Origin of the sequence: Microbulbifer sp. YPW1 (assembly GCF_013367775.1) — a bacterium.
Taxonomy (GTDB): domain Bacteria; phylum Pseudomonadota; class Gammaproteobacteria; order Pseudomonadales; family Cellvibrionaceae; genus Microbulbifer.
Genome location: NZ_CP055157.1, coordinates 3,662,881 through 3,686,425, shown reverse-complemented (window position 1 = coordinate 3,686,425; position 23,545 = coordinate 3,662,881). Strand labels below are relative to the sequence as shown.

Sequence of the window (23,545 nt, the reverse complement as noted above, 5' to 3'; positions counted from 1 at the left end):
ACTCCATTGAACCACAATTATCAAAAACTGTATTAACCTGGTCACTTTAGAAGCCTGGCCGTGTATCGCGGGTCTGACGCCATCACCACGAAAGACTGGCAGCTACCCGCGCCTCATCAGCATACAATGAAAACGACCAGCCATTGCGTTCACACAACCGTTGCACGATACCCAGACCCAGGCCATACCCTTGAGACGAGGTCTCGGTCGGCGTGTGCCGCTCATTAGTTTCAGTACTCACCTGATTGGTGACGAATAGCACGCGCTCTTTGATGTGAATTGTGACCGGTCCCTGCCCGTCAAGCGTGTGCTCGAACGCATTTCGCACCAGATTATTGACCGCGATAGAAAACGCCTGTGAATGCCCGCAAGCTATGGGTTTTGATAGATCAGCGATTTCGACATCGTTCAGGTTGATTTCAACATCAACACACTTGCCGCTCAACAAGTGGCGCTGCTGGTCTATCGCCTGGCTTACCAGGGGCATGACTAAAAACTGCTCGTTATACTGCCCACCGTCGGTTTCGCGGGCGAGGCACAAGAACATTTCGACCGTGGCTTTCATTTCGAACGTCGCGCGCTTCACGCGATCTACCACCCTCCTATCGGTCACTGACAGATCGCTTTCCTCTAATAGCTCAAGCGCGCCCATGATCACAGTGATCGGCGTGCGCAACTCATGACTGGCTGAACCGGTAAAGTATCGCTCCCGCTCCACAAACGCGCTGATACGCTCAAGTGTCTTCTCGATCGTCCTGGCGAGCACGCCAACCTCATCATCGCCGAACCGGTTGGGCTCTATGCGTTTATGATCTTCGGCCGACAGTTGCTCTGGGTCGATATCTGCGACCACTTTAGCGAGCTGCGCGACAGGGGCGACCGCTCTACGCATCACAAGAACGCCCAGCCCGAAACCAAGCGCCCCGAGCGCGCCCACAACCCCCGTGATCACCAGCAGCAACCACCAGTCCTCTGACGAAGCAGCCTCAATATCAGAAACGTCGAAAACCACAAAGGCACGTCGCTGTCCATTGCTGCCAGGCACCACCGCAACATGTAACTCCTCAGCTTCGAACTCGTACAGTCCCTCACTGGGGTTCGTCTGTGCCCATTGCCTGAGTGACACCGGCAAGCTATCAACCTCCTCGTATCCGCGAAGGTTACTCGTCAGAGAGGGATAGTTTTCGGCGGCACTCTGTAGCTGCTGCGCCAGCACACGGTCTTCGCTCAACCGGATCGCAGCGAAGAACGCGAATCCCCAGACCACGCTGAGCACAGCAACACACATCGCGAAGGCGATGGCAACACGCCTGCGCAAACTGTGCCGGTACATTACTCGGCTTCCTCCGCAATGCGGTACCCGATGCGATGCACCGTGTGAATGAGCGCGCTATCAAACGGCCGATCGACGGCCTGCCGCAGTTTGTACATGTGTGAGCGAAGCGCGTCACCATCGGGACGCTCGTCGGCCCACAATAAGGTTTCGAGATCATCGCGAGCCACGACGGACGGAGCCGCCTCCATCAATCGCTGCAGCAGTCTCATCCCGGCGGGAGCAAGATCAATCCGCTGCCCTGCGCGATGCACTTCCAGCGTGGACCTGTTCATCGTCAGATCGCCGACCGTCAACAGGTTGGTGGCTTTTCCCCGGCTTCGTTTGTACAGCGCCTGCAGTCGCGCGTGGAGCTCTTGTAATGCGAATGGCTTAACCAAATAGTCATCGGCGCCCGCCTCGAACCCCTTGAGCTTATCGTCGAGCGTGTCTCTCGCGGTGAGCATAAGTACGGGCGTTTCTACTTGGGCATCAATTCGCAGCTTTTGGCAGAAATTCAGGCCATCCATCCTCGGAAGCATCAGGTCCAGGACAATCACGTCGAACGGATTCGTCAAAGCCAGGTGCATAGCGCTGATACCGTCATAGGCAAAATCCATAAGATAGCCGTGCTTTTCGAGATACGCGGCAATGTTCTCACAAATATCGCGATTGTCTTCGACAACCAACACTCTGATCGGCGCGGCACCTAGCGCGTGTATCATCCCCTACCCCCTTACCAGGCACGATTTACCAGGCATAGTCCAACCTCAGGCCAATAAGCGGCTCGGCTTCGCTATCATCCTGCACTACAACACCCCGGCGGTAGTCAAATTCGGACTCGTCGCTCGACGATGCGGCCGTTACGTTGATGACATCGAGAAAAGCGGTTACGTCGATGGGACCGAATGCGCGCCGGTAGTCAACACGAACGTTCAACGAACCGGCACCACTGGTGCGGCCCACATTCCGCTCAATGATCTCCTTCGAGTAGCGCAGCGGCTGCCCCGCCCCCAACACGTCTGAGTGAATAATAAAGAGGTCATCGGGTGTGCCGGAAAGGTATTTGTAGCGCCCGGCGACCTTCCAGCGGCTGCTGATTTCCCAGGTCAGGCCCAGGGTAGCCACATGCTCGCGGCTGAAGTCAGCGGCAACGTCACCGCGACCGTCTTTCCGGTCGACTACCGCATCGTTGTATGAATAGGTTGCGGTCGCGTAAATGCCCTCGCGAATCATACCGTTGGCCACAACATCAACGCCGTAAGATGTGCCGTCACCAATGTTCGCAAAGGTCCCGCTTGCCCGGTCGAGGTCTACCACCAGGTTGTCGAGATTTTGATAGTAGGCTTCCGTCAACACCGACCAATTGCTGTTCGGGAAGTATTCATAGCCGATACTGGCGTGGGTAATTTCTTCATTCTCAAGATCGTTCGCTTCGTTCGCGGCCAGTTCCAGGAACCGCGGTGACTGATGGAACAGTCCGGCAGTCGCAAAATATCGAACCTTTGTACTCGGCCGCCAATTGACGCTGAACCTGGGCGACGCAAAGCTCTGGTCGGCAAAGCCGTCGCGTTCAAACCGCATACCTGTGCGGATATCCCAATCGCCCTGTTCAAACAGCTGCTCTACGTAACCGGCGTAATTGGTTTCCTTCTGAACAAGCGAAGAGTTGATACTCTCGGGCGTCAGTACAACAAAGCGCTGATCAGGGTCTGGCCTGAAATCATCATCGTCATAGACATATCGGATCCAATCCCCATCCAGGACGGTGTTGTAGTCCAGCTCAATCTGCGTGACTCGCGTACCGGCACTGAATACACCCCATTGGTTTACCTTCTCGAAGTCACTGCGCCAGCCGATCTCCGTCTCGGCCTCACCGATGGTGATGATGTCTTCCCGCACCGGAAAGCTGGACGCAGGCGATCCCTCAGGTACGAGATCAGGAAATGATTCACCCTCTGAACTGACCTTGTCGCTTGTGCGGTAGTACACCTTGTTGGTCCAGACAGCGTCGTCACCGACCAGGGAGCGCAACGTCATACCGTACAAATCACTATCCTGTTCAGAGTCCTGAAGTGACGCATCTTCGAAATTGGGCGATGCAAACACGTGGGTTACACCGCGGGTATAGTCCTCGTGCGTATCCATCAACAGAATTTCGAAGGTGTGGTTCTGGTTGAGGGGTATGACCGACTTCACGATGACGTCTCTCAAGACCGGCTCACCGATATCGAGCTCTTCGATCGTTTCAAACAAAGCGCCGAAATCCAGCCGTCGGGCAGAAACGAGCAAGGTAGAGTCTTCCGTGATGCCGGTAGGACCGTCATAACCAATTTCATAGCCCGCAAGGTCGTAGCGGAAACTGGCTGAAGGACTGGGGTTGCCGTCAGCGACGTCCAGATTGAGTAGCGATGCTGCCCGGCCGCCATAAGCCGCACTCCACCCACCCGGTGAAAACTCGGCACCGCTGATCACATTCGGTGCGAAAATCGAGAAGCGGCCGCCACCACCGACATCTTCCTCTTCACCCAGCGTCGCATCAAAGTGCACCGCTTTATCAAAGGGAAAGTCATCCACGAATATCAGATTATCCCGGGGGCCACGGCCACGTACGCTGAAGCTCGCAAACTCACTGGCGGATGCCAGGCCCGGTAAACCATCTAGTGAAAGCAGCGGGTCTGCGCCGCCACCAACCGCACTGCGCAACGCCTCTCGATCGAGGTAGGTGCTGTTAACGGACAATGCTTGCGGCTGCTGTGCCCGGACCTCAACCTCCTCAAGCGCCTGCTCGCCAAGTTCGAGTTCGAGTTTGACGTTTTTGCGCGTAACCACGCGGATGCTTGGCTCATACAGGGAATTGAACCCGCCTTTGGCGACGCTCACCGAGTAGAGGCCGGGGTCGAGCTGGTCAATGACGATGCGACCTTGTGCATCGGTCTGTACAGATCGCGTGGTATTGGTTTCCCGTTCCTCGAGCGTGATCTGCACGGATGAGAGCGGCCGGTCGGTATACTGGTCTTTGACGATGAATGTCAGTGCGCCGGGCGCCTCTGCGGCGTGTGCGACAAGTGGTAATCCAATCAGGTGCGCCGATAGAGCCAACCACGATACCTGTTTCAATTGCTTGCTCATGTTGCCATCCCCAAACATTGGCCGTTTTTATTTGATGAAACGCCGAGAGGCTAGCAACGCCAATGTAACCAAAAAGTCGCCGGGATGTGAAAGCTACGTGAAGGAGCCAAAGCTGGCTAATAATCAACCAACTGCAATAAATGAAGTTGCCTCCCGAAAGGCATCCAGAAAAGCACTTTGCGCACCTGGGTACCACTTCTCTCGATACTATTTGAATCCCCTTTCATGTCAACGGGTGCGATTTTGGCATGCAAAGTTGGTTGTTTTTTAATCTACTGAAAAGGGCTGTATTACACTTTTGATTCAATGGGTATATATGGAGTTACCTTGAATGAAACGGATATTGAAATTTTCACCCATCCTGGCACCGCTGGTTTTGGCACTGAGTACTACCGCCTCGGCCAACCCCCTCGGCTTGACCGGACCACAGGACTTTATCGTCCGTGTTGGCGGATACTATATTTCCGCAGGCGATGACGAGGTTAGCTTTGTCGACGATACCTACCGGTATTTCGATGCATTTCGCTCTAACGTCGATCCCGGTTCCGAGTGGGGCTGGTATCTCAACTTCGAGTGGAAACCGGTAGAGCACTGGGGCATCGAACTTGGCTATATGGACGGCGACAAACATAATAGCAGTCACGGTGACGGCTTTTTCTCCCTCGGTTTCGACGATGTCGCTTATCGTGATGTTGTCAGTTTTGATGCCAACATCAGTACCGCAAGCCTGAAATTCTACCCCCTGGATGCGACCTGTATGGTCCAGCCTTATATAGGTGGCGGAATCAGCTATACCGACTTCGGTGAAAGCGGCCTTAATCGCGCAGCGCGGAAAGACCTTGCCGAATTTGGCCTGCGCGGCAACTTCGATCTGGGTTCCTCCTGGGGCTATACCTGGCAAGCGGGTATGGATTTCAATTTCGGACGCGATAGTTCGTGGCTGGTAAATGTCGCCGCGATTTACTCGCGGTCCATGACCGATATGCGGTTACAGCTTCTGGATGACGTCCCACCGCCCGCGGGAGTAGCGCCGGTGTTTGAGTCCTATTCCGGTGACTACATCTATGATCCGTGGACGCTCAATCTGTCAGTAGGATATAAATTCTCCTTCTGACCCTCTGGATTCGGCAGATTATCTCGGGCGCTTCGGCGCCCATTTTTGTGTCTGTAAAAGACCGTCCGAGTCTTTGTACCCGCCAAACCCTTCGGCCTGAGCCGAACTCATACCTGTGCCAGACTCCGCGCTCGCTCTGTGAACAGCCGCACCTTCGGAAGGATTGCAGTGAGAAACGGCCCTCAAATCGGGGCAAAAGCCCGTAAGACAAATAGATCTCCTGCCACGCCGGCTTTAGCATGGCGGGCAAATTCACTTACGACAGCATTCCCATGAAACTGAAAATCGCTCTGATCCTGTGCGCATCCGCTTTTCTTAACGGCTGCGCAGTTGTTGGCCCAAGCCTGGAAATGAAACCTGCCAAGATATTAGTCCCTAGCGTCATTGTCGGCGGCAGTCGGGGGCACTGCCCACCGGGACAGGCAAAAAAAGGCAATTGCTAAAAGGCCACCCTCTCGGGGGGCGGCAACTTTGCTCAGAGCGATGACTCGCCGCGGGACTTCTATACCAATCAGCCAACCGAGCGTGACGCGCACGGCAACGAGAGGCGCAGCAGCAACCAGTTCAACCACCTGGTGTAGAAAATCGCAGTCAGGGTTTCCGAGCCGAACAAATGGCCGCTTCCTCGCGGCCAAAGGTCGGGAACCCCAACGCTGCCAACCGTCGGGCACGATTGCTTACTTCCCAGAAAGCTCGATTCTTACGCGCTCATCTTCATTAGTAATAAATGGCAACATACGACTCGCTGTCATCCACGCGACACCAAATGCCATCAATCCTGTCGCTTCGACATAGTAAGTCAGTCGCTGCGTAATACCGCTAAAATCTACCCAGTCCAGGATATCGAGCAACTGTGCGACCATAGCGCCAACCATGGCTACTGCGCAGATTCTGTAAATTCGCCCCCTAACCTTCGCCTCTTTGGAATCTTTTTCTTTCGCTCGCAGGTAAAACAGCCAACAAAAAATTGCGAGGATAATGAACATTGAAATTGCCGAGGCTGTATGGACAATCCCGGTCACCGTAGCTTCTCGAGTTGAGCCGTCATCAAACCGACCGGTAAAGCAATCGCATGGAAAAAATGCCACCGCTGCGACAGCGACTGCTGCGACTTTACTCAAGACTGCCTGAAACAAAGAGTAGCCATTATACGACCAGAGAAAAGCCGATATTACGCAGAGAGAGCCAACGAACACATTTCGGGCATTATCCGTTAAATGGTATGCCAGACTAATCGAGCTAATACTGACCCCAGGTGTCAGCAAGTCCGTAAAAATCGCCAGTGACAAAGCGATAAATCCCACGATCAATTTGGCAGTGTGGTGATCAATCTCGGTGTCTAGTGGTTTCCTATCCATAAACCCAGCCTCATACGTCCGGAGTTACCAGCAGGTAGTCGCGATTGGTCATCCGCACCCAGGCATGCACCTGAATATCGATCTCCCTCTTCCCTTACTGTTATGACCATAGACTAATGGATGAAAAAATCAGCGGGTGCGAATGGGTGTCACAAAATTCAGCTATCATCCTATATTTTCTTCAAATCCTTCACGCCTCGAGAGTTAGGCAAGAAGCACAGATTTCACGAAAATCATAGCCTTCCGATAAATACCCTCTGGCTAATTTAGTTTAGAATTTACGTTTTCATCTAAGAAAAAATGGAATGTGGCACATTCGTATCAAATCAGAGAGAAAGAACACATTCCTCAACGACGTTATGAGGATAAAAGGATATGTCTATTAACGAACACGCGACCAAGGAACAGGTGAATCGACTGGTTAACACTGCTCTGGATGCGATTAAGAATAAGGATAAAAAACCGAACTGGAATCAGACTCTGGCTCATGCCCTGGATCAACTCTCCATAATCAGCCGGAACCTGAATAGCGCTAAACATAGCGTACAGCACTTTGGTAGAATAATGGCGGCCGACACCCATCGACACAACGCCTATCGAACCAATCAATCCGTGAACTCGAAGCTAGGGACGCTCTCATCGCTTGAAGCCTTCCTCGCTAAAGAATGGAAAAAAATTGGTGATGCGATTAACGCGGACATGAGAAAGCTACCAACGGAAGGCAAGAACGAAATGGAACTCCTGGATATGCTTGCGGGAGAAATTGAGTCATTCGATAAATTACTTAAGCAAAACGTCAGCCAGATCTCGAAGCACCAGTCCAACCCTCATCAAACGATGATCATTCAAAGAGAAATCTCCCAATTAAAGACGATGCCTGATCTTACGGCGCCAAGTATGCTGATTTTAATTTCTATCGGCATTCGGCTATTTGCGATGTTCGTTGGTGCTAAAAGCGCGAATAGCAATAAGTAATCGCGACCTCCCTTTCAGCTGTTATTTGGGCGCTTCGGCGCCCTATTTTCTGGACAGAATCAATCGATCCGACGGCGAGCTTCATTGAACCGGCCATTAAGCGGCTCACGCACCATGCGCACCTCATCGCGCTTATCCGTTTTCTTTTGGGACTTCTTTTTCTTTTCCGCTTCTTTTTTCTTTGGTCGCTCGTTCTTTGGCTGCTCGCCCTCCTCGTGCGGAGCTGCCTTTGCGGATTCATTGCGGCGATCTTTTGGCGCATTGCGCTGGGGCTTGGGATGGCTGCGCTTATTTTGTTGCTTGGGCTTCTCACGCACCGTGCGGCGATCAGTTGCCGGACGCTCTACTGCAGGGACAACTCGTGGGCCGCGATTGCCGGTTGGCTTGTCCGCAAATTTCACTGCGCGCTCGTTCCGACTTGGATTTCGAGGAGGATTCCGGCGTTCAACACGGCGATCCCCGCTCCGATTCTCCACCTGAAGCGCCCGCCGCTTGGGCTCGGCTATGCCAGCAAACCCATGTTCGCCGCCTCGGCCACGATCCAGGCCCTTCTCACGACGATCCCGAACCTTCTCACGACGGTCCAGAACCAACTCGCGACGATCCCGGACCCTCTCACGTTGATCCTGGCCCCTCTCATGACGTTCCCAGCCCTTCTCACGACGATCCAGGCCCTTCCCACGACGATCATCTCGATGCGCGTTACCGTCATGCGAATCCCGCCGCTTGTAACCGTCGTTATGTCCGTGCCGGCGCGGCGGTCTGTCGTGGTGTCCTCCGGCATAGCGATGGCCGTGGCGGCGCAAGCGCGTATGCCAGCGATCGTTGAAGTTTGCCGAGATATACAGATTCGGGGCCGGATACCAGGGGCCACGCCAGTGACTGGCACTGATCCAATGGTCATGGTGCCAACGATAGTAATGCCCCTGTCGATAGAAAACGTCGCTACGGTCGTAGAATACGTAAACGCCGAGGGTATCGTCGTAGTAGCGATAGCCGGGATCAGTGATCACTGAATAGGAGTAAACCGGAGGAGCCTTCCGGACATAGGTGTTCCCGACGACCACCGGCGTAGCTGGGTAGGTGACACAGCCACCGAGCGTCAAAGTGATGGTGAGAGCGGCGAGTAATCGGTATGGGATCTGGCGCATGGTGCGTTTTCCTTGGATTCACACCTGCTTTCTAACCCGACACAACTGAATCGCCGCTGAATTTACTCGCAAAAGAACAGAAAATAACCAATACCGAGAAATGAACACAACCGCATAAAATCAGTTACCTTGCAGAAAGCTCGATTTTTATGTGCTCATCTTCATTAGTAATAAATGGCAACATGCGACTAGCTGTCACCCAGGCAATACCAAAGGCAAACAAACCTGTCGCTTCGACATAGTAAGTCAACCGGTGAGTAATACCGCTAAAATCTACCCACTGTAGAGAATCGAGCAACTGCACGACCATTGCGCCAACAATAGCTACAGCGCAAATTCTATAAATTAGCCCCCTAATCTTCGCCTGTTTAGAGTTTTTTTCTTTAGCTCTCCGATAAAACAGCCAACAAAAAATTGCAAGGATAATGAACATTGAAATTGCCGATGCCGTATGGACAATCCCAGCCACCGTGGTTTCTCTATCCACCACTTCAATACCCCGACCTGCAAAGCAATCGCACGGAAAAAAAGCCACTGCCGCGGCAGCGACAGCTCCGACCTTACTTAAGACAGCTTGAAACAAGGAATAGCCATTATACGACCAGAGAAAAGCCGATATAACGCAGAGAGATCCAACGAATACATCTCGGGCATTATCCGTTAAATGATATGACAGACTAATCGAGCTAATACTGACCCCAGGCGTCAGAAAGTCCGTAAAACTCGCCAGTGACAAAGCGATCAATCCCACGATCAATTTAGCCGTGTGGTGATCAATTTCTGTGTCTAGTGGTTTCCCATCCATGAACCCAACCTCATATGTCCGGAGTTACCAGCAGGTGGACGTGATTGGTCATCAACACCCAGGCATGTACCTGAATATCGAACTCCTTTGAATACCGTTTTAGCCAACCGACCTAGGCGATCATATCCTGCTCTGAACAGAAGCAAATCTGCCGGCTGTTGCCCCCTGTATGACATGCTGCGGAATCCCTGCAGGTCCAAGGCGCGGCAATCTGGCCATCGAACTTTCCCTTCCTTTTTTGCTATGGCCATAGACTAATCGAAGGAAAACTCAGTGGGTGCTAATGGGTGTCATAATGTTGATCTGACCCCATTTATTGTAAATACGCCCAAGGGCCTGCATCATCTTGCTAACACCCTGATCAGACTGCGGGGTTACCAGCAGGTGGACGTGATTGGTCATCAACACCCAGGCATGTACCTGAATATCGAATTTCTTTGCATACTGTTTTAGCCAACCAGCGTAGGCGATCATGTCCTGTTCTGAACAGAAGCAAACCTGCCGGTTGTTACCCCGCTGTATAACATGTTGCGGAATCCCTGCAGGCCCGAGGCGCGGTAATCTGGCCATCGAGCTTTCCCTTCCCTTTATGCTATGGCCATAGACTAACGGATGTAAAACCCTAGCCGGTGAAAATGGATGTCACAATGTTGATCTGACCCCATTTATTTGAAACTAGACAGAACCTACGAGGCAACAGTCAGGTGAATACCCTCACCGTACAAACAGCGCAAGAGAAATGGGTTCAAATCATAATATTTGCGTTTAACGAACCCAATTCAATTAACGGCATAATGTTGATCTGTCCCCATTTATTTTCAAGTGAAGCACTTCGCTAGCCATCCAGGCTACTAAAGTCACATTTGATGATAAGGCTCTTAAAGCTATCTTCATCCAGATACTCTTTCAACATGACAAACATATCAATGCCAACATCCATGGGACGAAATATCTCTATTCTTGGTGGATAATCTTCATTCTCAAAATAAACCAAGTTATTCGCTTCCAAGATCTGACATTCTTCTACCGCCTCGTCTCTTGACAATCCCGCATAGCTTTCTATATCTGCAGGAAGAGCATAAAACCTATCACCTCCAAACACACTTTCAGTGTGAGCCCTAGTCAACAAGACATATAAATATTCTCGGCTTCGAATAGATAGAGCATTTATCTTGTTATAGAGATTCAAGACTTCGGTGTGTCCTTGCTCTAATTCATCCGCATCGAACTCCAAATGTCGTAAAAAACCCAATGAGTTTTTGGGCTGGATACCGTTGATATCTTCTATTTGCGAAAGCAAACTACCCTTATCGGCTAGCAGCCTGACTATAGATGAAAGTTCTTTCTTTAGAAAGGAGTGTACTGATTCTATGGTGTCAAAATCAGCATTCTCAACCACCTCTAAGACATCATCTATATCCCATATATCACGCTCTTTGCTGAACTCAAATTTATTTTTTGTGTCAAATTCAGATGAATACGCCTTTTTGTCTGTAAGAATAAAGAAAACTAATCGTCCATATTCTTTATACAACATCTTTTCATTGTATTTTTTTATGGTTCTTCTTATTTTTGGCGACCCTCTTTCGGCAGTAATCTGTACACAAACCCCTTCTTTCTTGTCGCCTAAGTCTATAGCTGGATAATTATTTTGTATTTCATTCAAATCCATAAGATCCCAAGAATAAATGAGATTGAATAGATTTTTAAAAAATGGCTCTGCTTGCTTATTTAAATCATATAAACCGCGCTTACTTCTAGATTTAAATATGTATCTAAGCACAGATAGATACATTACGATCTCTTCAAAATTCTTTGCTGATTTAATTGTCATAATAAATCCTTACTCATGCGCCTAAATACCACCTAACAGTTTATTCATAAGGCGCGCCTATATAGCTCAGATACTTGTAGAATGTTTGAGTCAGTCCAATCTTTTCGACAGTAGATTCCATAGAGGCATGGAACGTCACAATTTTACTCCGAGCCCAATATCGGACTCCAATACTGAATACTAGCCATCAGTAGGCACCCACTCTGCGCTGAATTCCGTCGCGAAAAACTCACGCCCGAACGCATCTCGCTCAGCAGGAAAAGCCTGAATCTCTGTCGGTGTCATTTTCTGTGAAGAGGCACCACGCCGGATATAGGCATCCCTTGTTGAAACTAGATAATTGAGGCCATTGGATTTGTGTACATTCACGACTAGAACAATAAGCTCATTATGTTCGATGAGGAAGGTGTTGAAGCATTTATTCTTGGCCAGTGACTCCTGCAAGCGCTTCTCAACAGCTTTTTGGTAGGACTCTGCAGCTTCTCTAGGCAGACATTTATAACCTTTCTTGCATCTCTCATTAATCCCAACAATGAGGGTTTCATCATCTACACCAATAAACAGCTTGCCACCCTGGTGGTTGGAAAGCGCACATACCGTTTTTTCCAACTCAAAGGCTTTAGTGTCTTTATTGACGAGATCGATGTATGTCTTAAATTCGCAGTGTTCACTTTCTCCTGCCGAAATAGTATCCAATAGCTGTGTTCGATCAGTGTTATTCAATTCTTTGCCATATCGATATTCCCATTCGGTTGAAGAGCAGTAATCAACAATCTCATTGGTGTTTGTCACTAACCATAGCTCTACATCCAGGGCTTTCTCCTGCTCGAAATAATATTTATCTTGTGGGCTCACTAAGGAAACTTGATCGCCGTCAATGGCACCCACGACTGATAACTCATCGTCATCGCCACAGTGAAAAGAAATATCTTCTTCAGATAGAACTAGGCGGCCTCGCCGATCGGGAATGTCAATGAAAAGCTCACCTTTTCTGCCATCACTAGAACCGTGAAATTTATCCCATCCAAAGAACTCTTTTATAAATGAAAACGCCGACCGGTGAAACGGCATACCATACGCCACCAACTTACTATCGTGATAATGCACATCGGAGCATACACGGGAGGAGAGGCGTCGGATGGGAACCATCTCCTCATGAGCGTGACTTGGAATTAAACTCTCTGTCCAGGTCAGGTTAGATTCTCGTTTACCCAAGTCGGGAATGCCAAAAATGGACAGACCAGCATTGCCTTCAAGCCCCCTGATCAACTCAGCCAACGTCGATCCCACTATTGACCGGCAAACAAACTGATACTTCGGATACTTATAATGACAAGGGGATAATTTCCTGCAGTCCATGCTGCCATCCAGCGTAATTACGCCTAGCAGCATTGACCATTGATTATTATTCTCTGTGTAGACACCTCGAAAAACACCTGATACGACTGCATTCACATCGGTAAAAAGGGCCATTCGCTCAATTAGCTCGTACTCTCGCAGGTTGTTCAGTTGTGTTAGAGGCATAACTACCATTTGAATTAAAAACTATGTCGGTCAAAATCGATCTGGAAATCTTGGAATCAGAGTAAGGTTTTACCAGCGGACCCATGGTAGCATAAAGTGCCACCCCGATATTTGACTGGCCTATATGGACCTCAATCCGATGCACGCAAATCGATATTTCGGGCCACAGTAAAGGTTTGCTACCTAAACCAACTGTTCCATATAGCGACAAAAAATTACTCTGACCACAATTATCGAAAAAATTTGAAAATAAAAGAACTCAAAAATAAACGGGATCCAAAACAAATGCGATATCTCTGATCTGCCTCAACCACATATTAAGCACCTTTAATCGAAACCATAACGACCAATTCTCTTTTCTTTTACTTCTCGAAAAGGATAGTTTTCCCTAAGTACCTTATCAAATTCATCATCTTGAACCCAAGGCGATTCTATATAGCACCATTCAACATCTTGCCAACCATCTCCCGAGGCAACGAATGAAGCACCGATAGCCTTGGTTGATTTGAGATCGTACTTGTTTGCATAGGTAAAATTTATAAGTGCATCTCGGCGATTTTCCTTTTCGCTTCGAGGTAAAGGAAGAAATAGAAAGCTACATTCACATCTAGGCACCAGAAATCTATAAGGCAGAACAGATTCATCGCCTTTTGCTGCATTCCAAGAAAGCATAAACCTTTGCTTAAATGCGGAAAGCTCGTTCCGCATTAGCTTAGCGATTTCCTTTACGATGAAATAGTAATCCGTAGCTCCCCCTTCACCGACCATTCTGTCTGGGAATAGCTTAATAATACCAGTCATATCCCATGATTCTACTTCTCTATTAAGTTGAGCAATGTGCTGCATGAACTTCACTGAAGGTGAACTTTCTTCATCGCCGGCCAAGTACTGACCAAGCAAAGCTGGCTCTGGAATAGAATTAACATTATTACCGTGCTTATAAACCAGCATGCCTCTGAACAAAAAATACTCAAAAACCTCAGAAGGAGTCAACAAATAATGTACCAAGCCAAGATAGTCATGCTCCTGCACAATGTGAATAATACCCACAGAATCACTAATGTGAAATTTTGTGTTCTGACAGTCTTGAGGAAGGAGTTCAGAGGATTTATGAATCACTATTTTGTGAGGGGATTTCAATTTATCTAGCGAGATATCAATAGAGTGTCCCTTATTATTCGACAGGACAACATTTTTATAGTCTCTAATGTACGAAACTGTATCCCTTATTTGTTTCGTTGCCAATTTAAGCACTTTTTTCTTAAACCATTTCCTTTCTTTTTCTTCAGTGCTATGAAAAGTATTATTTCGTTCTTTGAGCTGAAAAATAAACGATATTTCGTCCAAGTAAACAATGCTATCAGCGATCTCAACCTCTTGGCCATCCGGGCGCTTAAAGGTATTTTTAGAATATGTGAACTCCTTAAAAAAGAAGTGCTCGTTCAGACCATTAATTTTATCTTCTAGGTTCATTTATCTAGACTCGATTCATTAGTGCCCCAACTCCGCAAGCAATTTCTACGCATCACAGGTCAACTCAATGGGCCAGATCACGATGTTGGCATCACACACGTTGAATCAACTTTATGCCACAAAATTTATCTGACTCCACTCGCTCTAATTAAAAGAGAGATTTTCCAAATTTTTAATATTTGCCTAAACAGCATTTTTTGTATTTTCTATCACTGCCACATGGGCACCTTTCATTTCGACCAACTTTTGCAACTTTATTTATTGCGCTATTTCTTGAGGAAAATTTAAATTTCCCGTTCTCAATCTTGCGAGCATCAGCTAAAGAAGGTAAATCCGATACGAGACCATCCATTTCAGCAGATTGCTGATGTGGAGAGGCGTGATATGTTGCAAATCTAAACCGTCTTCTCAAAGGACTAAAACTGACACCGTGCCAGGTCTCTGCTGCTACTGAATATTTCCTCTTTTCACAGTGTGTGATCAACTTCTTATAGGCTAAATCAAGGGGATCTTCGTTGCAGTGGATTGTCAGGCCGGTTTTTTGTTCTACTGATGGCGCTGTTATATCGTGATGTCTTTTATCCTTCTCATACAAGCGAATCATTTTCTCAATTGCATCATTAAGTGCGCCAATACTTTCACCGCCCAAAGAAAGAAAGTGATAGCCCAAGTTAAGTAATCCAAATTCCTCAGAACATTTTATATCATCAATTATGGATCCTATGTGAGTTCCCTGGTGAATTGTGAGCATGCCTGGAGGAGTTGAGGGGCAGTCCTCACCCTCTCTTCTTGCGAGCATAGCCAATTCCAAATCTGAAGAAATATTATCCTCTAATACTACCAAGTCGGGATTATCGTCAAAGTGGAGGTTTTGCTTAAGATAGGTGCTGAGTATTACCAGCTCGTGATTAGATAAAATTGACTCACCGAAACTCGCTCTTTTCCTAATGTAATCCAGAAAAAACAGAGGGGTATCAAGGATTTCAGCTAGAAGATCAACAAGAAATACATCCATAACGTATGGCACTTTAATCTTGCCTGAAGCCTTATATTTAAGAAAATTTCTAGCTTGTACCGCAAGAGCCGGGTAATAGTCCGAAACCACGCATATAGGATATATAGCGTCGAATTTATTCCTTAGGTGTACCATATCCCCGTCAGTATTTTTGAGTACCACACCTTCTTTATCTAACAGGGTTGAGCATAAATAAGCCTGATCGTAGGCGTCTTGAACGGCCTTTTTAAAATCTTCCTTTAGCTGCAGACTATTTCCCTTGCGAGCATCAATTGTTAGCTTCTTTGATTTAGCCTGAATCACAATTGCTGCGTTTCCAAATACAACAAAGACATCAATTTCAGCAGCTTTATTCTTCCCGTCAAATATATCTATATTTGTATACACATTGTTTTCAGTGAAAACCTCTGACAACCTTTCGGCCGTGAAGTCTTCAGTAAAAGCTCCTCTATTTTTACTTGCAAGACTCCTATACCTTTTGTCTGAGTTGAACCAAAAGAAAGGACTTTCATATTGAGACTCCCAAATGCTATACCCCTGAAATGAAACATAGCTATCTTCTTCTAGCTTAAGAATGGGAAATGCGTTCTTATAGTTAAAATCATCGACGCTATTAAACCCATCCATTCCTTCATTAATTTCAGAAGAAAACGCTTCGATAATTAACGCAACATATTCTGACTCTAAACCACAAAGAGCTGTCAGCTCCATAATGTTAAACTGGAACATAGGAAGATAGTTATCCAGAATCAAGCTCCTGGACTCATTAACCATCTTATTAATTTTACTTAACTGCAGACTCTCAATTGCTCCAAACACTTTTCCTACATCATCAAAGTGAAAACCTTTGTTCTCTAAAATCCATTGCGCGTCTCGCCTGTAACGCAGTTTAGCCAAATCTCTGTACTGATGTTTATATACACCTTCTCCCGCATAGAAAATGGCCTCTCTCATGAAATGACTTTTTGACGATTCTGCGCTCACCTGTCCGGACAAAAACGCTTTTAAGTCAACTGGACCTAAGAAGCTTCGATGTAGATCTTCTAATAAATGCCATGTTTTTGACGCTAGACTTTCTAATTCCTCTCTAGATATCGGCTCAAGACTAACTTCGCCCTTACACATCAACCCAATAATTGAAGACAACTCTGTACGGGATAATCTGGATTTATCAAACTGTTGAGACAGTGTTTCCGCCGTTAAGCCTTCTCCTGCTGTGTGTATAAATGTGTCTTTAAAACAGAAGAATGCAATTACATATATATAGCCAGGAGATGAGCATAAATTTTCTAGCTCAGTGAAAATTTCCTTCTCTTCCCTAATTTTTGACTCATCTAGCATCATTATTCCTCAGAGCTTTATTGAGCATGGTATTTGGAGAGCGCTACTCATCAATTGATCGTTGACGTTTAACAAATTATTCAAATGACGCGCCTATATAGTTCGCACCTCTGCAACTGAGCCCCCAGCGCACCGACTACCAAATCCAGTAAAATCAACATGAAAACCGTACGTGAAAGATATTTCTGGAAATTATGGTTCAGAGCGTCTTTATAGTTGTGGATAGACCTGCATTCGATAGTATTTCAATTGCCTTTTAAGTCAATGACCTAGCCTCATCCAAATCAATTCAGTGACTCCCGCTGCTGATCTAGCGATTCCCCACCCTATTTTGCCTGATTTTTGTACAGAACCTTTCAAGCACAAAAAAAGCGAGCCCCGCACGAGGCTCGCTTTCCCGAACATCCAGAGTCAGCGTCAGAAATTCCCCCGCTGATAACGGGTCCGACGCGATGTGGCTAGAAGCAGTCTCCAGGCACTCGTACCCACCCTTCCATCAGAACCCGCGCACTGCGACTCATGATGGCCTTGGTAGCAGTCCACTGCCCGTTGGCGATTTCCGCCTCCGCGCCGACCCGCAAGGTGCCGGATGGATGGCCGAAGGTAACAGCATTGCGCTCCCCTCCCCCAGCGGCCAGATTGACCAGGGTACCGGGAATGGCAGCGGCGGTGCCGATGGCCACCGCAGCGGTGCCCATCATGGCGTGGTGCAGTTTCCCCATGGACAGCGCGCGCACCAGCAGGTCGATTTCCCCTGCCGCCACCTGCTTGCCACTGGAGGCCGCATAACCCTTCGGCTCCGCGACGAACGCGACCTTGGGGGTATGCTGGCGAGCGGCTGCCTCTTCCACCTTTTCGATCAGGCCCATGGCCTTTGCGCCATATGCACGAATCGTCTCGAACATGGCCAGCGCCCTGTCGTCACCGTTGATGGCTTCCTGCAGTTCGGTGCCGGTATAACCGATATCCGCTGCGTTGACGAAGATAGTCGGGATACCGGCGTTGATCATGGTGGCTTTCAGGGTACCGACGCCGGGTACTTCCAGGTCGTCCACTAGCTTGCCGGTGGGGAACATGGCGCCTTCGCCGTCGGCCGGGTCCATGAATTCGATCTGTACTTCGGCCGCGGGGAAAGTGACGCCGTCCAGTTCGAAATTACCGGTCTCCTGCACTTCCCCATTGGTGATGGGTACGTGGGCGATGATGGTTTTCTTGATGTTGGCCTGCCAGATGCGCACGGTGCAGATACCGTTCTCTGGCACGCGCGCTGCATCCACAAAACCGCTGTTGATGGCGAAGGCACCGACGGCGGCAGTGAGGTTGCCGCAGTTGCCGGACCAGTCCACGAACGGCTTGTCGATGGAGACCTGGCCGAACAGGTAATCCACGTCGTGCTCCGGCTGCTCGCTCTTCGACAGGATGACGGTTTTGCTGGTGCTGGAGGTGGCCCCGCCCATGCCGTCGGTCTGCTTGCCGTAGGGATCGGGGCTGCCGATCACCCGCAGCAGCAGGTTGTCGCGCGCGGCGCCCGGAACCTGTGCGGATTCCGGGAGGTCCTGCAGGCGGAAGAACACGCCCTTGCTGGTGCCGCCACGCATATAGGTGGCGGGCACTTTTATCTGAGGGGCAAAAGCGGTCATTGCGCGGCACCCTCGGCTTCGAGGAAGTCGTTGGCGAAGCGCTGCAGTACACCGCCGGCGTCGTAAATGGAGACTTCTTCCGCGGTATCCAGGCGGCATTTGACCGGGACTTCCACGGTCTCACCGTCTTTGCGGTGGATCAGCAGCGTCAGGGTTGCACCCGGGGTGCGGTCGCCGAGTACGTCGAAGGTTTCGGTACCGTCGATACCCAGGGTTTCGCGGGTGGTGCCCGGCTGGAATTCCAGCGGCAGTACGCCCATGCCGATCAGGTTGGTTCGGTGAATGCGCTCGAAGCCTTCGGCGACGATCGCTTCTACACCGGCCAGACGCACACCTTTGGCGGCCCAGTCGCGGGAGGAACCCTGACCGTAGTCGGCGCCGGCAATGATGATCAGCGGCTGCTTGCGGTCCATGTAGGTTTCGATGGCTTCCCACATGCGGGTGACCTTGCCTTCCGGCTCGATACGCGCGAGAGAACCCTGCTTCACTGCACCGTTTTCGTCACGCACCATTTCGTTCAACAGTTTCGGGTTGGCGAAGGTGGCGCGCTGGGCGGTGAGGTGATCGCCGCGGTGGGTGGCGTACGAGTTGAAGTCCTCTTCCGGCAAGCCCATTTTCGCCAGGTATTCACCTGCGGCACTGCTGGCGAGGATCGCGTTGGACGGCGACAGGTGGTCGGTGGTGATGTTGTCACCCAGCACTGCCAGCGGGCGCATGCCTTTCAGCGCACGCTCACCGGCCAGCGCACCTTCCCAGTACGGCGGGCGGCGGATATAGGTGCTCATCGGGCGCCAGTCGTACAGCGGCTCGCCCTTCTCTGCTTCGGCCTTGTTCAGGTCAAACATCGGGATGTAGACCTCGCGGAACTGCTCGGGCTTCACGCTCTGTTTGACGATCGCGTCGATCTCTTCGTCGCTCGGCCAGATATCTTTCAGGGTGACCGGGTTGCCGTCTTTGTCGTGGCCCAGTACATCTTTTTCGATATCGAAGCGGATGGTGCCGGCGATCGCATAGGCCACTACCAGGGGCGGCGAGGCCAGGAAGGCCTGCTTGGCGTAGGGGTGGATACGGCCGTCGAAGTTGCGGTTACCGGACAGTACGGCGGTGGCGTACAGGTCGCGGTCGATCACTTCTTTCTGGATTTTCGGATCCAGCGCGCCGCTCATGCCGTTACAGGTGGTGCAGGCAAACGCGACCACATCGAAGCCCTGTTGCTGCAGTTCCGGCAACAGGTCGGCTTCTTCCAGGTACATTTTTACGGTCTTGGAACCGGGTGCCAGGGAGGTTTTTACCCAGGGCTTGCGGGTCAGGCCGAGCTTGTTGGCGTTGCGCGCGATCAGGCCCGCGGCAATCATGTTGCGCGGGTTGCTGGTATTGGTGCAGCTGGTGATCGCGGCAATGATCACCGCGCCGTCGGGCATCAGGCCCTCTTCTTCCTTCCACTCTTTGGCGATGCCACGGTTGGCCAGTTCGGAAACCGGCAGCAATGCGTGCGGGTTGGACGGGCCGGCCAGGTTGCGGCCCACAGAAGAGAGGTCAAATTTGAGTACGCGCTCGTATTCGACATTCTTCAGGCTGTCTGCCCACAGACCGGTTTCTTTCGCGAACTTTTCTACCAGGGCTACCTGCTCGTCGTCGCGGCCGGTGAGTTTCAGGTAGTCGATGGTCTGCTCGTCGATGGCGAACATGCCGGCGGTGGCGCCGTATTCGGGCGTCATGTTGGCGATGGTGGCACGGTCGCCCAGGCTCAGGCTGGAGGCGCCTTCACCGAAGAATTCGAGATACGCACCCACCACGCGCTCGCGGCGCAGGAATTCGGTCAGGGCCAGTACCATGTCGGTACCGGTGATACCGGGCTGCAGTTTGCCGGTCAGCTCGACGCCGACGATGTCGGGCAGGCGCATGTAGGAGGCGCGGCCGAGCATGACGCTTTCGGCTTCGAGGCCGCCCACGCCCACGGAGATTACGCCGAGCGCATCGACCATCGGGGTGTGGCTGTCGGTGCCCACGCAGGTATCCGGGAAGGCCACGCCGTCTTTTTGCTGCACCACCGGAGACATTTTCTCCAGGTTGATCTGGTGCATGATGCCGTTGCCGGGCGGGATCACGTCAACGTTTTCAAACGCGGTCTTGGTCCAGTTGATGAAGTGGAAGCGGTCTTCGTTGCGACGCTCTTCCACGGCGCGGTTCTTTTCGAACGCGTCTTTCTCAAAACCGGGGTGTTCGACGGCCAGGGAGTGGTCGACGATCAGCTGGGTGGGCACGACCGGGTTTACTTTGGCGGGGTCACCGCCCTTCTCTGCAATCGCGTCGCGCAGGCCGGCGAGGTCCACCAGGGCGGTCTGGCCGAGAATATCGTGGCAGACGACGCGCGCGGGGAACCAGGGGAAGTCGAGGTCGCGCTTGCGTTCGATGATCTGCTTGAGGGCGTCGGTGAGCATTGCCGGCTCACAGCGACGCACTAGGTTTTCTGCCAGGATACGGGAGGTATACGGCAGTTTTTCATAGCTACCCGGCTGGATGTTTTCGACTGCTTCTCTTGTGTCGAAATAATCCAGGTCTGTGCCGGGGAGTTTTTTGCGGAATTCGGTGTTCATTTGGGGTCACCCAGTCAGTCGGGTCGTTGAGTGGCGGCTCTGCTGACGGGCAGCCCTTTGCAGGACACGCCGTGAACCCATCCATGGGGGCTTGTCGAAAAGGTCCCTCTTTTCGACAGTCCTGCAAAGGGCTACCCGTCATCAGCGCCTTCGCATCAATCTATGTAGTTCCGATCGAACTTAACGTTCGGAGATCGGGGTCACCTTGCGCAGTTCCGGACCGACATATTCCGCGCTCGGGCGGATGATGCGGTTGTCGGCGCGCTGTTCGAATACGTGGGCGGCCCAGCCGGTTACGCGGGACATGACGAAGATCGGCGTAAACAGCTTGGTGGGAATGCCCATGAAGTGGTACGCGGAAGCGTGGAAGAAGTCGGCGTTACAGAACAGCTTCTTCTCGCGCCACATGACTTCTTCACAGCGCGCGGATACCGGGTAGAGCACGTCGTCGCCAACGTCGGCAGCCAGTTTCTCGGACCACTGCTTGATGATGGCGTTGCGCGGGTCGGATTCGGTGTAGACCGCATGACCGAAGCCCATGATCTTTTCCTTGCGCTCGAGCATGCCCATCAGTTCTTTTTCTGCTTCGTCGGCAGAGGAGAACTTTTCGATCAGTTCCATGGCTGCTTCGTTGGCGCCGCCGTGCAGCGGGCCGCGCAGGGAGCCGATGGCGCCGGTGATGCAGCTGAACAGGTCAGACAGGGTGGATGCACACACGCGCGCGGTGAAGGTAGACGCATTGAACTCGTGCTCTGCGTACAGAATCAGGGAGACGTTCATTACCTGTGCGTGCAGGTCGTTGGGCTTTTCGCCGCGCAGCATGTGCAGGAAGTGGCCGCCGATGGAGTCGTCATCGGTTTCGGTTTCGATGCGCACGCCGTCGTGGGTGAAGCGGTACCAGTAACAGATGATGGACGGGAACGCGGCCAGCAGGCGGTTGGCGCGGTCCTGTTGCTGGTCGAAGGACTCTTCGCCTTCCAGGTTGCCCAGCATGGAGCAGCCGGTGCGCATGACGTCCATCGGGTGTGCGTCTGCGGGGATGCGCTCGAGCACTTCGCGCAGGGCCTGCGGCAGGCCGCGCATGGTTTTGAGGATGCCTTTGTAGTCCGCCAGCTGGGCTGCGGTGGGCAGTTCGCCGTTGAAAATCAGGTAGGCGACTTCTTCGAACTCGCAGTTTTCTGCCAGGTCTTTTACGTCGTAGCCGCAGTAGGTCAGGCCGGAGCCGGATACGCCTACGGTGGACAGTGCGGTTTTACCAGCTACCTGGCCGCGCAGGCCTGCTCCGCCAACTTTTTTCTCTGCCATCTTTAATATCCTCTTTTCTCGCGAATTATTTCTTTAAGAATTTTTACTTCTTGAGCTCTTACTTTTTAAACAAGGCATCGAGCTTGTCTTCAAACTCGTGGTAGTTCAGGTAGTCGTACAGTTCCGCGCGGGTCTGCATGGTGTCGACCACGGCCTGCTGGTCGCCCTGCTTCAGGATGCTGCTGTAGACGTTTTCCGCGGCTTTGTTCATGGCGCGGAAGGCGGACAGCGGGTACAGCACCATGTCGGCGCCGGACTCGCCCAGCTCGGCTTTGTTGTACAGCTTGGTTTTGCCGAACTCGGTGATGTTGGCGAGGATCGGCACGTTCAGTGCGTCTTTGAACGCGCGGTAGTGTTCCAGTTCGGTCACGGCTTCGGCGAAGATGCCGTCGGCGCCGGCTTCGATGCACGCCTGGGCGCGGTCGATGGCGGCCTCTAACCCTTCCTGGGCGAAGGAATCGGTACGGGCCATGATGAAGAAGTCGTCATCGGTGCGCGCGTCTACCGCGGCCTTGATGCGGTCGACCATTTCCTCTTTGGAAACGATCTCTTTGTTCGGGCGGTGACCACAGCGCTTCTGGGCGACCTGGTCTTCGATATGTACTGCAGCAGCGCCGGCGCGGATCATTTCTTTAATGGTGCGCGCGATATTGAATGCACCACCCCAGCCGGTGTCGATATCCACCAGCAGTGGCAGATTGGTGGCGGCGGTGATGCGGCGTACGTCTTCCAGCACGTTGTCCAGGCTGGTCATACCCAGGTCCGGCAGACCGTAAGAGGCATTGGCAACGCCAGCACCGGACAGGTAGATCGCCTGGTGGCCGATGCGCTCGGCCATGATCGCGGTGTAGGCGTTGATGGTGCCCACTACCTGCAGTGGCTGGTTGTCTTTCAGGGCCTGGCGAAAGCGTGCGCCGGCGGATTCTGGTCTGCTCATAAGCTTTCTTCTCTCGTTAATTCTGCTGGGCT

Annotated in this window: 17 protein-coding genes and 1 pseudogene; 2 read left to right on the top strand and 16 right to left on the bottom strand. The window is 51.2% G+C overall.

Annotated features, from left to right (window positions below):
* Window positions 1-82: 82 nt before the first annotated feature.
* Genes HUW35_RS14980 through HUW35_RS14970 form a run of 3 tightly spaced genes read right to left on the bottom strand, consistent with a single transcriptional unit; the run spans window position 83 to window position 4,444 of the window.
* The gene (locus tag HUW35_RS14980; protein ID WP_181253046.1) at window positions 83-1,333 is read right to left on the bottom strand and encodes a HAMP domain-containing sensor histidine kinase; all 1,251 of its coding nucleotides are present in this window, start codon (window positions 1,331-1,333) and stop codon (window positions 83-85) included.
* A complete protein-coding gene (locus tag HUW35_RS14975) occupies window positions 1,333-2,010 on the bottom strand; it encodes a response regulator transcription factor (RefSeq protein WP_181255740.1) in 678 nt (225 codons plus the stop codon). Before HUW35_RS14975 ends, HUW35_RS14980 begins: the two co-directional genes overlap by 1 nt.
* A 52-nt stretch (window positions 2,011-2,062) precedes the next feature.
* Window positions 2,063-4,444: a TonB-dependent receptor gene (locus HUW35_RS14970; protein WP_181253045.1), complete on the bottom strand. Its 2,382-nt coding sequence runs from the start codon at window positions 4,442-4,444 to the stop codon at window positions 2,063-2,065.
* A gap of 331 nt (window positions 4,445-4,775) precedes the next feature.
* Here HUW35_RS14970 and HUW35_RS14965 point away from each other — a divergent pair, with 331 nt between their 5' ends.
* On the top strand, window positions 4,776-5,558 hold the full coding sequence (locus tag HUW35_RS14965) for an OmpW family protein (protein WP_181253044.1): 783 nt from the start codon (window positions 4,776-4,778) through the stop codon (window positions 5,556-5,558).
* Between the two features lie 677 nt (window positions 5,559-6,235).
* Here HUW35_RS14965 and HUW35_RS14960 read toward each other — a convergent pair.
* Window positions 6,236-6,916 (bottom strand): DUF998 domain-containing protein, encoded by a 681-nt coding sequence (locus HUW35_RS14960; RefSeq protein ID WP_181253043.1) that lies wholly within the window; start codon window positions 6,914-6,916, stop codon window positions 6,236-6,238.
* 375 nt (window positions 6,917-7,291) lie between these two features.
* Between HUW35_RS14960 and HUW35_RS14955 the strand changes: the two genes are divergently transcribed.
* On the top strand, window positions 7,292-7,891 hold the full coding sequence (locus HUW35_RS14955; RefSeq protein WP_181253042.1) for a hypothetical protein: 600 nt from the start codon (window positions 7,292-7,294) through the stop codon (window positions 7,889-7,891).
* A 59-nt stretch (window positions 7,892-7,950) separates the two neighbouring features.
* Here HUW35_RS14955 and HUW35_RS14950 read toward each other — a convergent pair whose 3' ends face one another.
* The 12 genes and pseudogenes from HUW35_RS14950 to prpB form a co-directional block, all read right to left on the bottom strand.
* Window positions 7,951-9,042, bottom strand: coding sequence for a hypothetical protein (locus HUW35_RS14950; protein WP_181253041.1), 1,092 nt, complete (start codon window positions 9,040-9,042; stop codon window positions 7,951-7,953).
* 124 nt (window positions 9,043-9,166) lie between these two features.
* Window positions 9,167-9,847, bottom strand: coding sequence for a DUF998 domain-containing protein (locus HUW35_RS14945; protein WP_181253040.1), 681 nt, complete (start codon window positions 9,845-9,847; stop codon window positions 9,167-9,169).
* Window positions 9,848-9,857: 10 nt separating this feature from the next.
* Window positions 9,858-9,941, bottom strand: a pseudogene (locus HUW35_RS18770) (transposase); the annotation flags it as partial.
* A 176-nt stretch (window positions 9,942-10,117) separates the two neighbouring features.
* On the bottom strand, window positions 10,118-10,417 hold the full coding sequence (locus HUW35_RS14935) for a transposase (RefSeq protein ID WP_219932586.1): 300 nt from the start codon (window positions 10,415-10,417) through the stop codon (window positions 10,118-10,120).
* 265 nt (window positions 10,418-10,682) lie between these two features.
* Window positions 10,683-11,681 (bottom strand): SMEK domain-containing protein, encoded by a 999-nt coding sequence (locus HUW35_RS14930; protein ID WP_181253039.1) that lies wholly within the window; start codon window positions 11,679-11,681, stop codon window positions 10,683-10,685.
* 180 nt (window positions 11,682-11,861) lie between these two features.
* Complete coding sequence (locus HUW35_RS14925; protein ID WP_181253038.1) at window positions 11,862-13,154, bottom strand: helix-turn-helix domain-containing protein; 1,293 nt, start codon at window positions 13,152-13,154, stop codon at window positions 11,862-11,864.
* 378 nt (window positions 13,155-13,532) lie between these two features.
* Window positions 13,533-14,678 (bottom strand): hypothetical protein, encoded by a 1,146-nt coding sequence (locus HUW35_RS14920; protein ID WP_181253037.1) that lies wholly within the window; start codon window positions 14,676-14,678, stop codon window positions 13,533-13,535.
* A gap of 172 nt (window positions 14,679-14,850) precedes the next feature.
* Window positions 14,851-17,034, bottom strand: coding sequence for an NERD domain-containing protein (locus tag HUW35_RS14915; protein ID WP_219932584.1), 2,184 nt, complete (start codon window positions 17,032-17,034; stop codon window positions 14,851-14,853).
* 458 nt (window positions 17,035-17,492) lie between these two features.
* The gene (gene prpF / locus HUW35_RS14910) at window positions 17,493-18,674 is read right to left on the bottom strand and encodes a 2-methylaconitate cis-trans isomerase PrpF (protein ID WP_181253036.1); all 1,182 of its coding nucleotides are present in this window, start codon (window positions 18,672-18,674) and stop codon (window positions 17,493-17,495) included.
* Window positions 18,671-21,271 carry a Fe/S-dependent 2-methylisocitrate dehydratase AcnD gene (gene acnD / locus HUW35_RS14905; RefSeq protein ID WP_181253035.1) on the bottom strand — a complete coding sequence of 867 codons (2,601 nt, stop codon included), beginning with the start codon at window positions 21,269-21,271 and terminating at the stop codon, window positions 18,671-18,673. Before acnD ends, prpF begins: the two co-directional genes overlap by 4 nt.
* Before the next feature lie 180 nt (window positions 21,272-21,451).
* A complete protein-coding gene (gene prpC, locus HUW35_RS14900) occupies window positions 21,452-22,576 on the bottom strand; it encodes a 2-methylcitrate synthase (protein WP_181253034.1) in 1,125 nt (374 codons plus the stop codon).
* 58 nt (window positions 22,577-22,634) lie between these two features.
* Complete coding sequence (gene prpB / locus HUW35_RS14895) at window positions 22,635-23,513, bottom strand: methylisocitrate lyase (protein ID WP_160153775.1); 879 nt, start codon at window positions 23,511-23,513, stop codon at window positions 22,635-22,637.
* Window positions 23,514-23,545: the final 32 nt, after the last annotated feature.

Coding starts and splice junctions, on each gene's coding strand:
- acnD (WP_181253035.1), bottom strand. CDS start 21,271: ATGAACACCGAATTCCGCAAAAAACTCCCCGGCACAGACCTGGATTAT.
- HUW35_RS14920 (WP_181253037.1), bottom strand. CDS start 14,678: ATGAACCTAGAAGATAAAATTAATGGTCTGAACGAGCACTTCTTTTTT.
- HUW35_RS14930 (WP_181253039.1), bottom strand. CDS start 11,681: ATGACAATTAAATCAGCAAAGAATTTTGAAGAGATCGTAATGTATCTA.
- HUW35_RS14945 (WP_181253040.1), bottom strand. CDS start 9,847: ATGGATGGGAAACCACTAGACACAGAAATTGATCACCACACGGCTAAA.
- HUW35_RS14960 (WP_181253043.1), bottom strand. CDS start 6,916: ATGGATAGGAAACCACTAGACACCGAGATTGATCACCACACTGCCAAA.
- prpC (WP_181253034.1), bottom strand. CDS start 22,576: ATGGCAGAGAAAAAAGTTGGCGGAGCAGGCCTGCGCGGCCAGGTAGCT.
- HUW35_RS14980 (WP_181253046.1), bottom strand. CDS start 1,333: ATGTACCGGCACAGTTTGCGCAGGCGTGTTGCCATCGCCTTCGCGATG.
- HUW35_RS14915 (WP_219932584.1), bottom strand. CDS start 17,034: ATGCTAGATGAGTCAAAAATTAGGGAAGAGAAGGAAATTTTCACTGAG.
- prpF (WP_181253036.1), bottom strand. CDS start 18,674: ATGACCGCTTTTGCCCCTCAGATAAAAGTGCCCGCCACCTATATGCGT.
- HUW35_RS14970 (WP_181253045.1), bottom strand. CDS start 4,444: ATGAGCAAGCAATTGAAACAGGTATCGTGGTTGGCTCTATCGGCGCAC.
- HUW35_RS14950 (WP_181253041.1), bottom strand. CDS start 9,042: ATGCGCCAGATCCCATACCGATTACTCGCCGCTCTCACCATCACTTTG.
- HUW35_RS14955 (WP_181253042.1), top strand. CDS start 7,292: ATGTCTATTAACGAACACGCGACCAAGGAACAGGTGAATCGACTGGTT.
- HUW35_RS14965 (WP_181253044.1), top strand. CDS start 4,776: ATGAAACGGATATTGAAATTTTCACCCATCCTGGCACCGCTGGTTTTG.
- HUW35_RS14925 (WP_181253038.1), bottom strand. CDS start 13,154: ATGGCCCTTTTTACCGATGTGAATGCAGTCGTATCAGGTGTTTTTCGA.
- prpB (WP_160153775.1), bottom strand. CDS start 23,513: ATGAGCAGACCAGAATCCGCCGGCGCACGCTTTCGCCAGGCCCTGAAA.
- HUW35_RS14935 (WP_219932586.1), bottom strand. CDS start 10,417: ATGGCCAGATTACCGCGCCTCGGGCCTGCAGGGATTCCGCAACATGTT.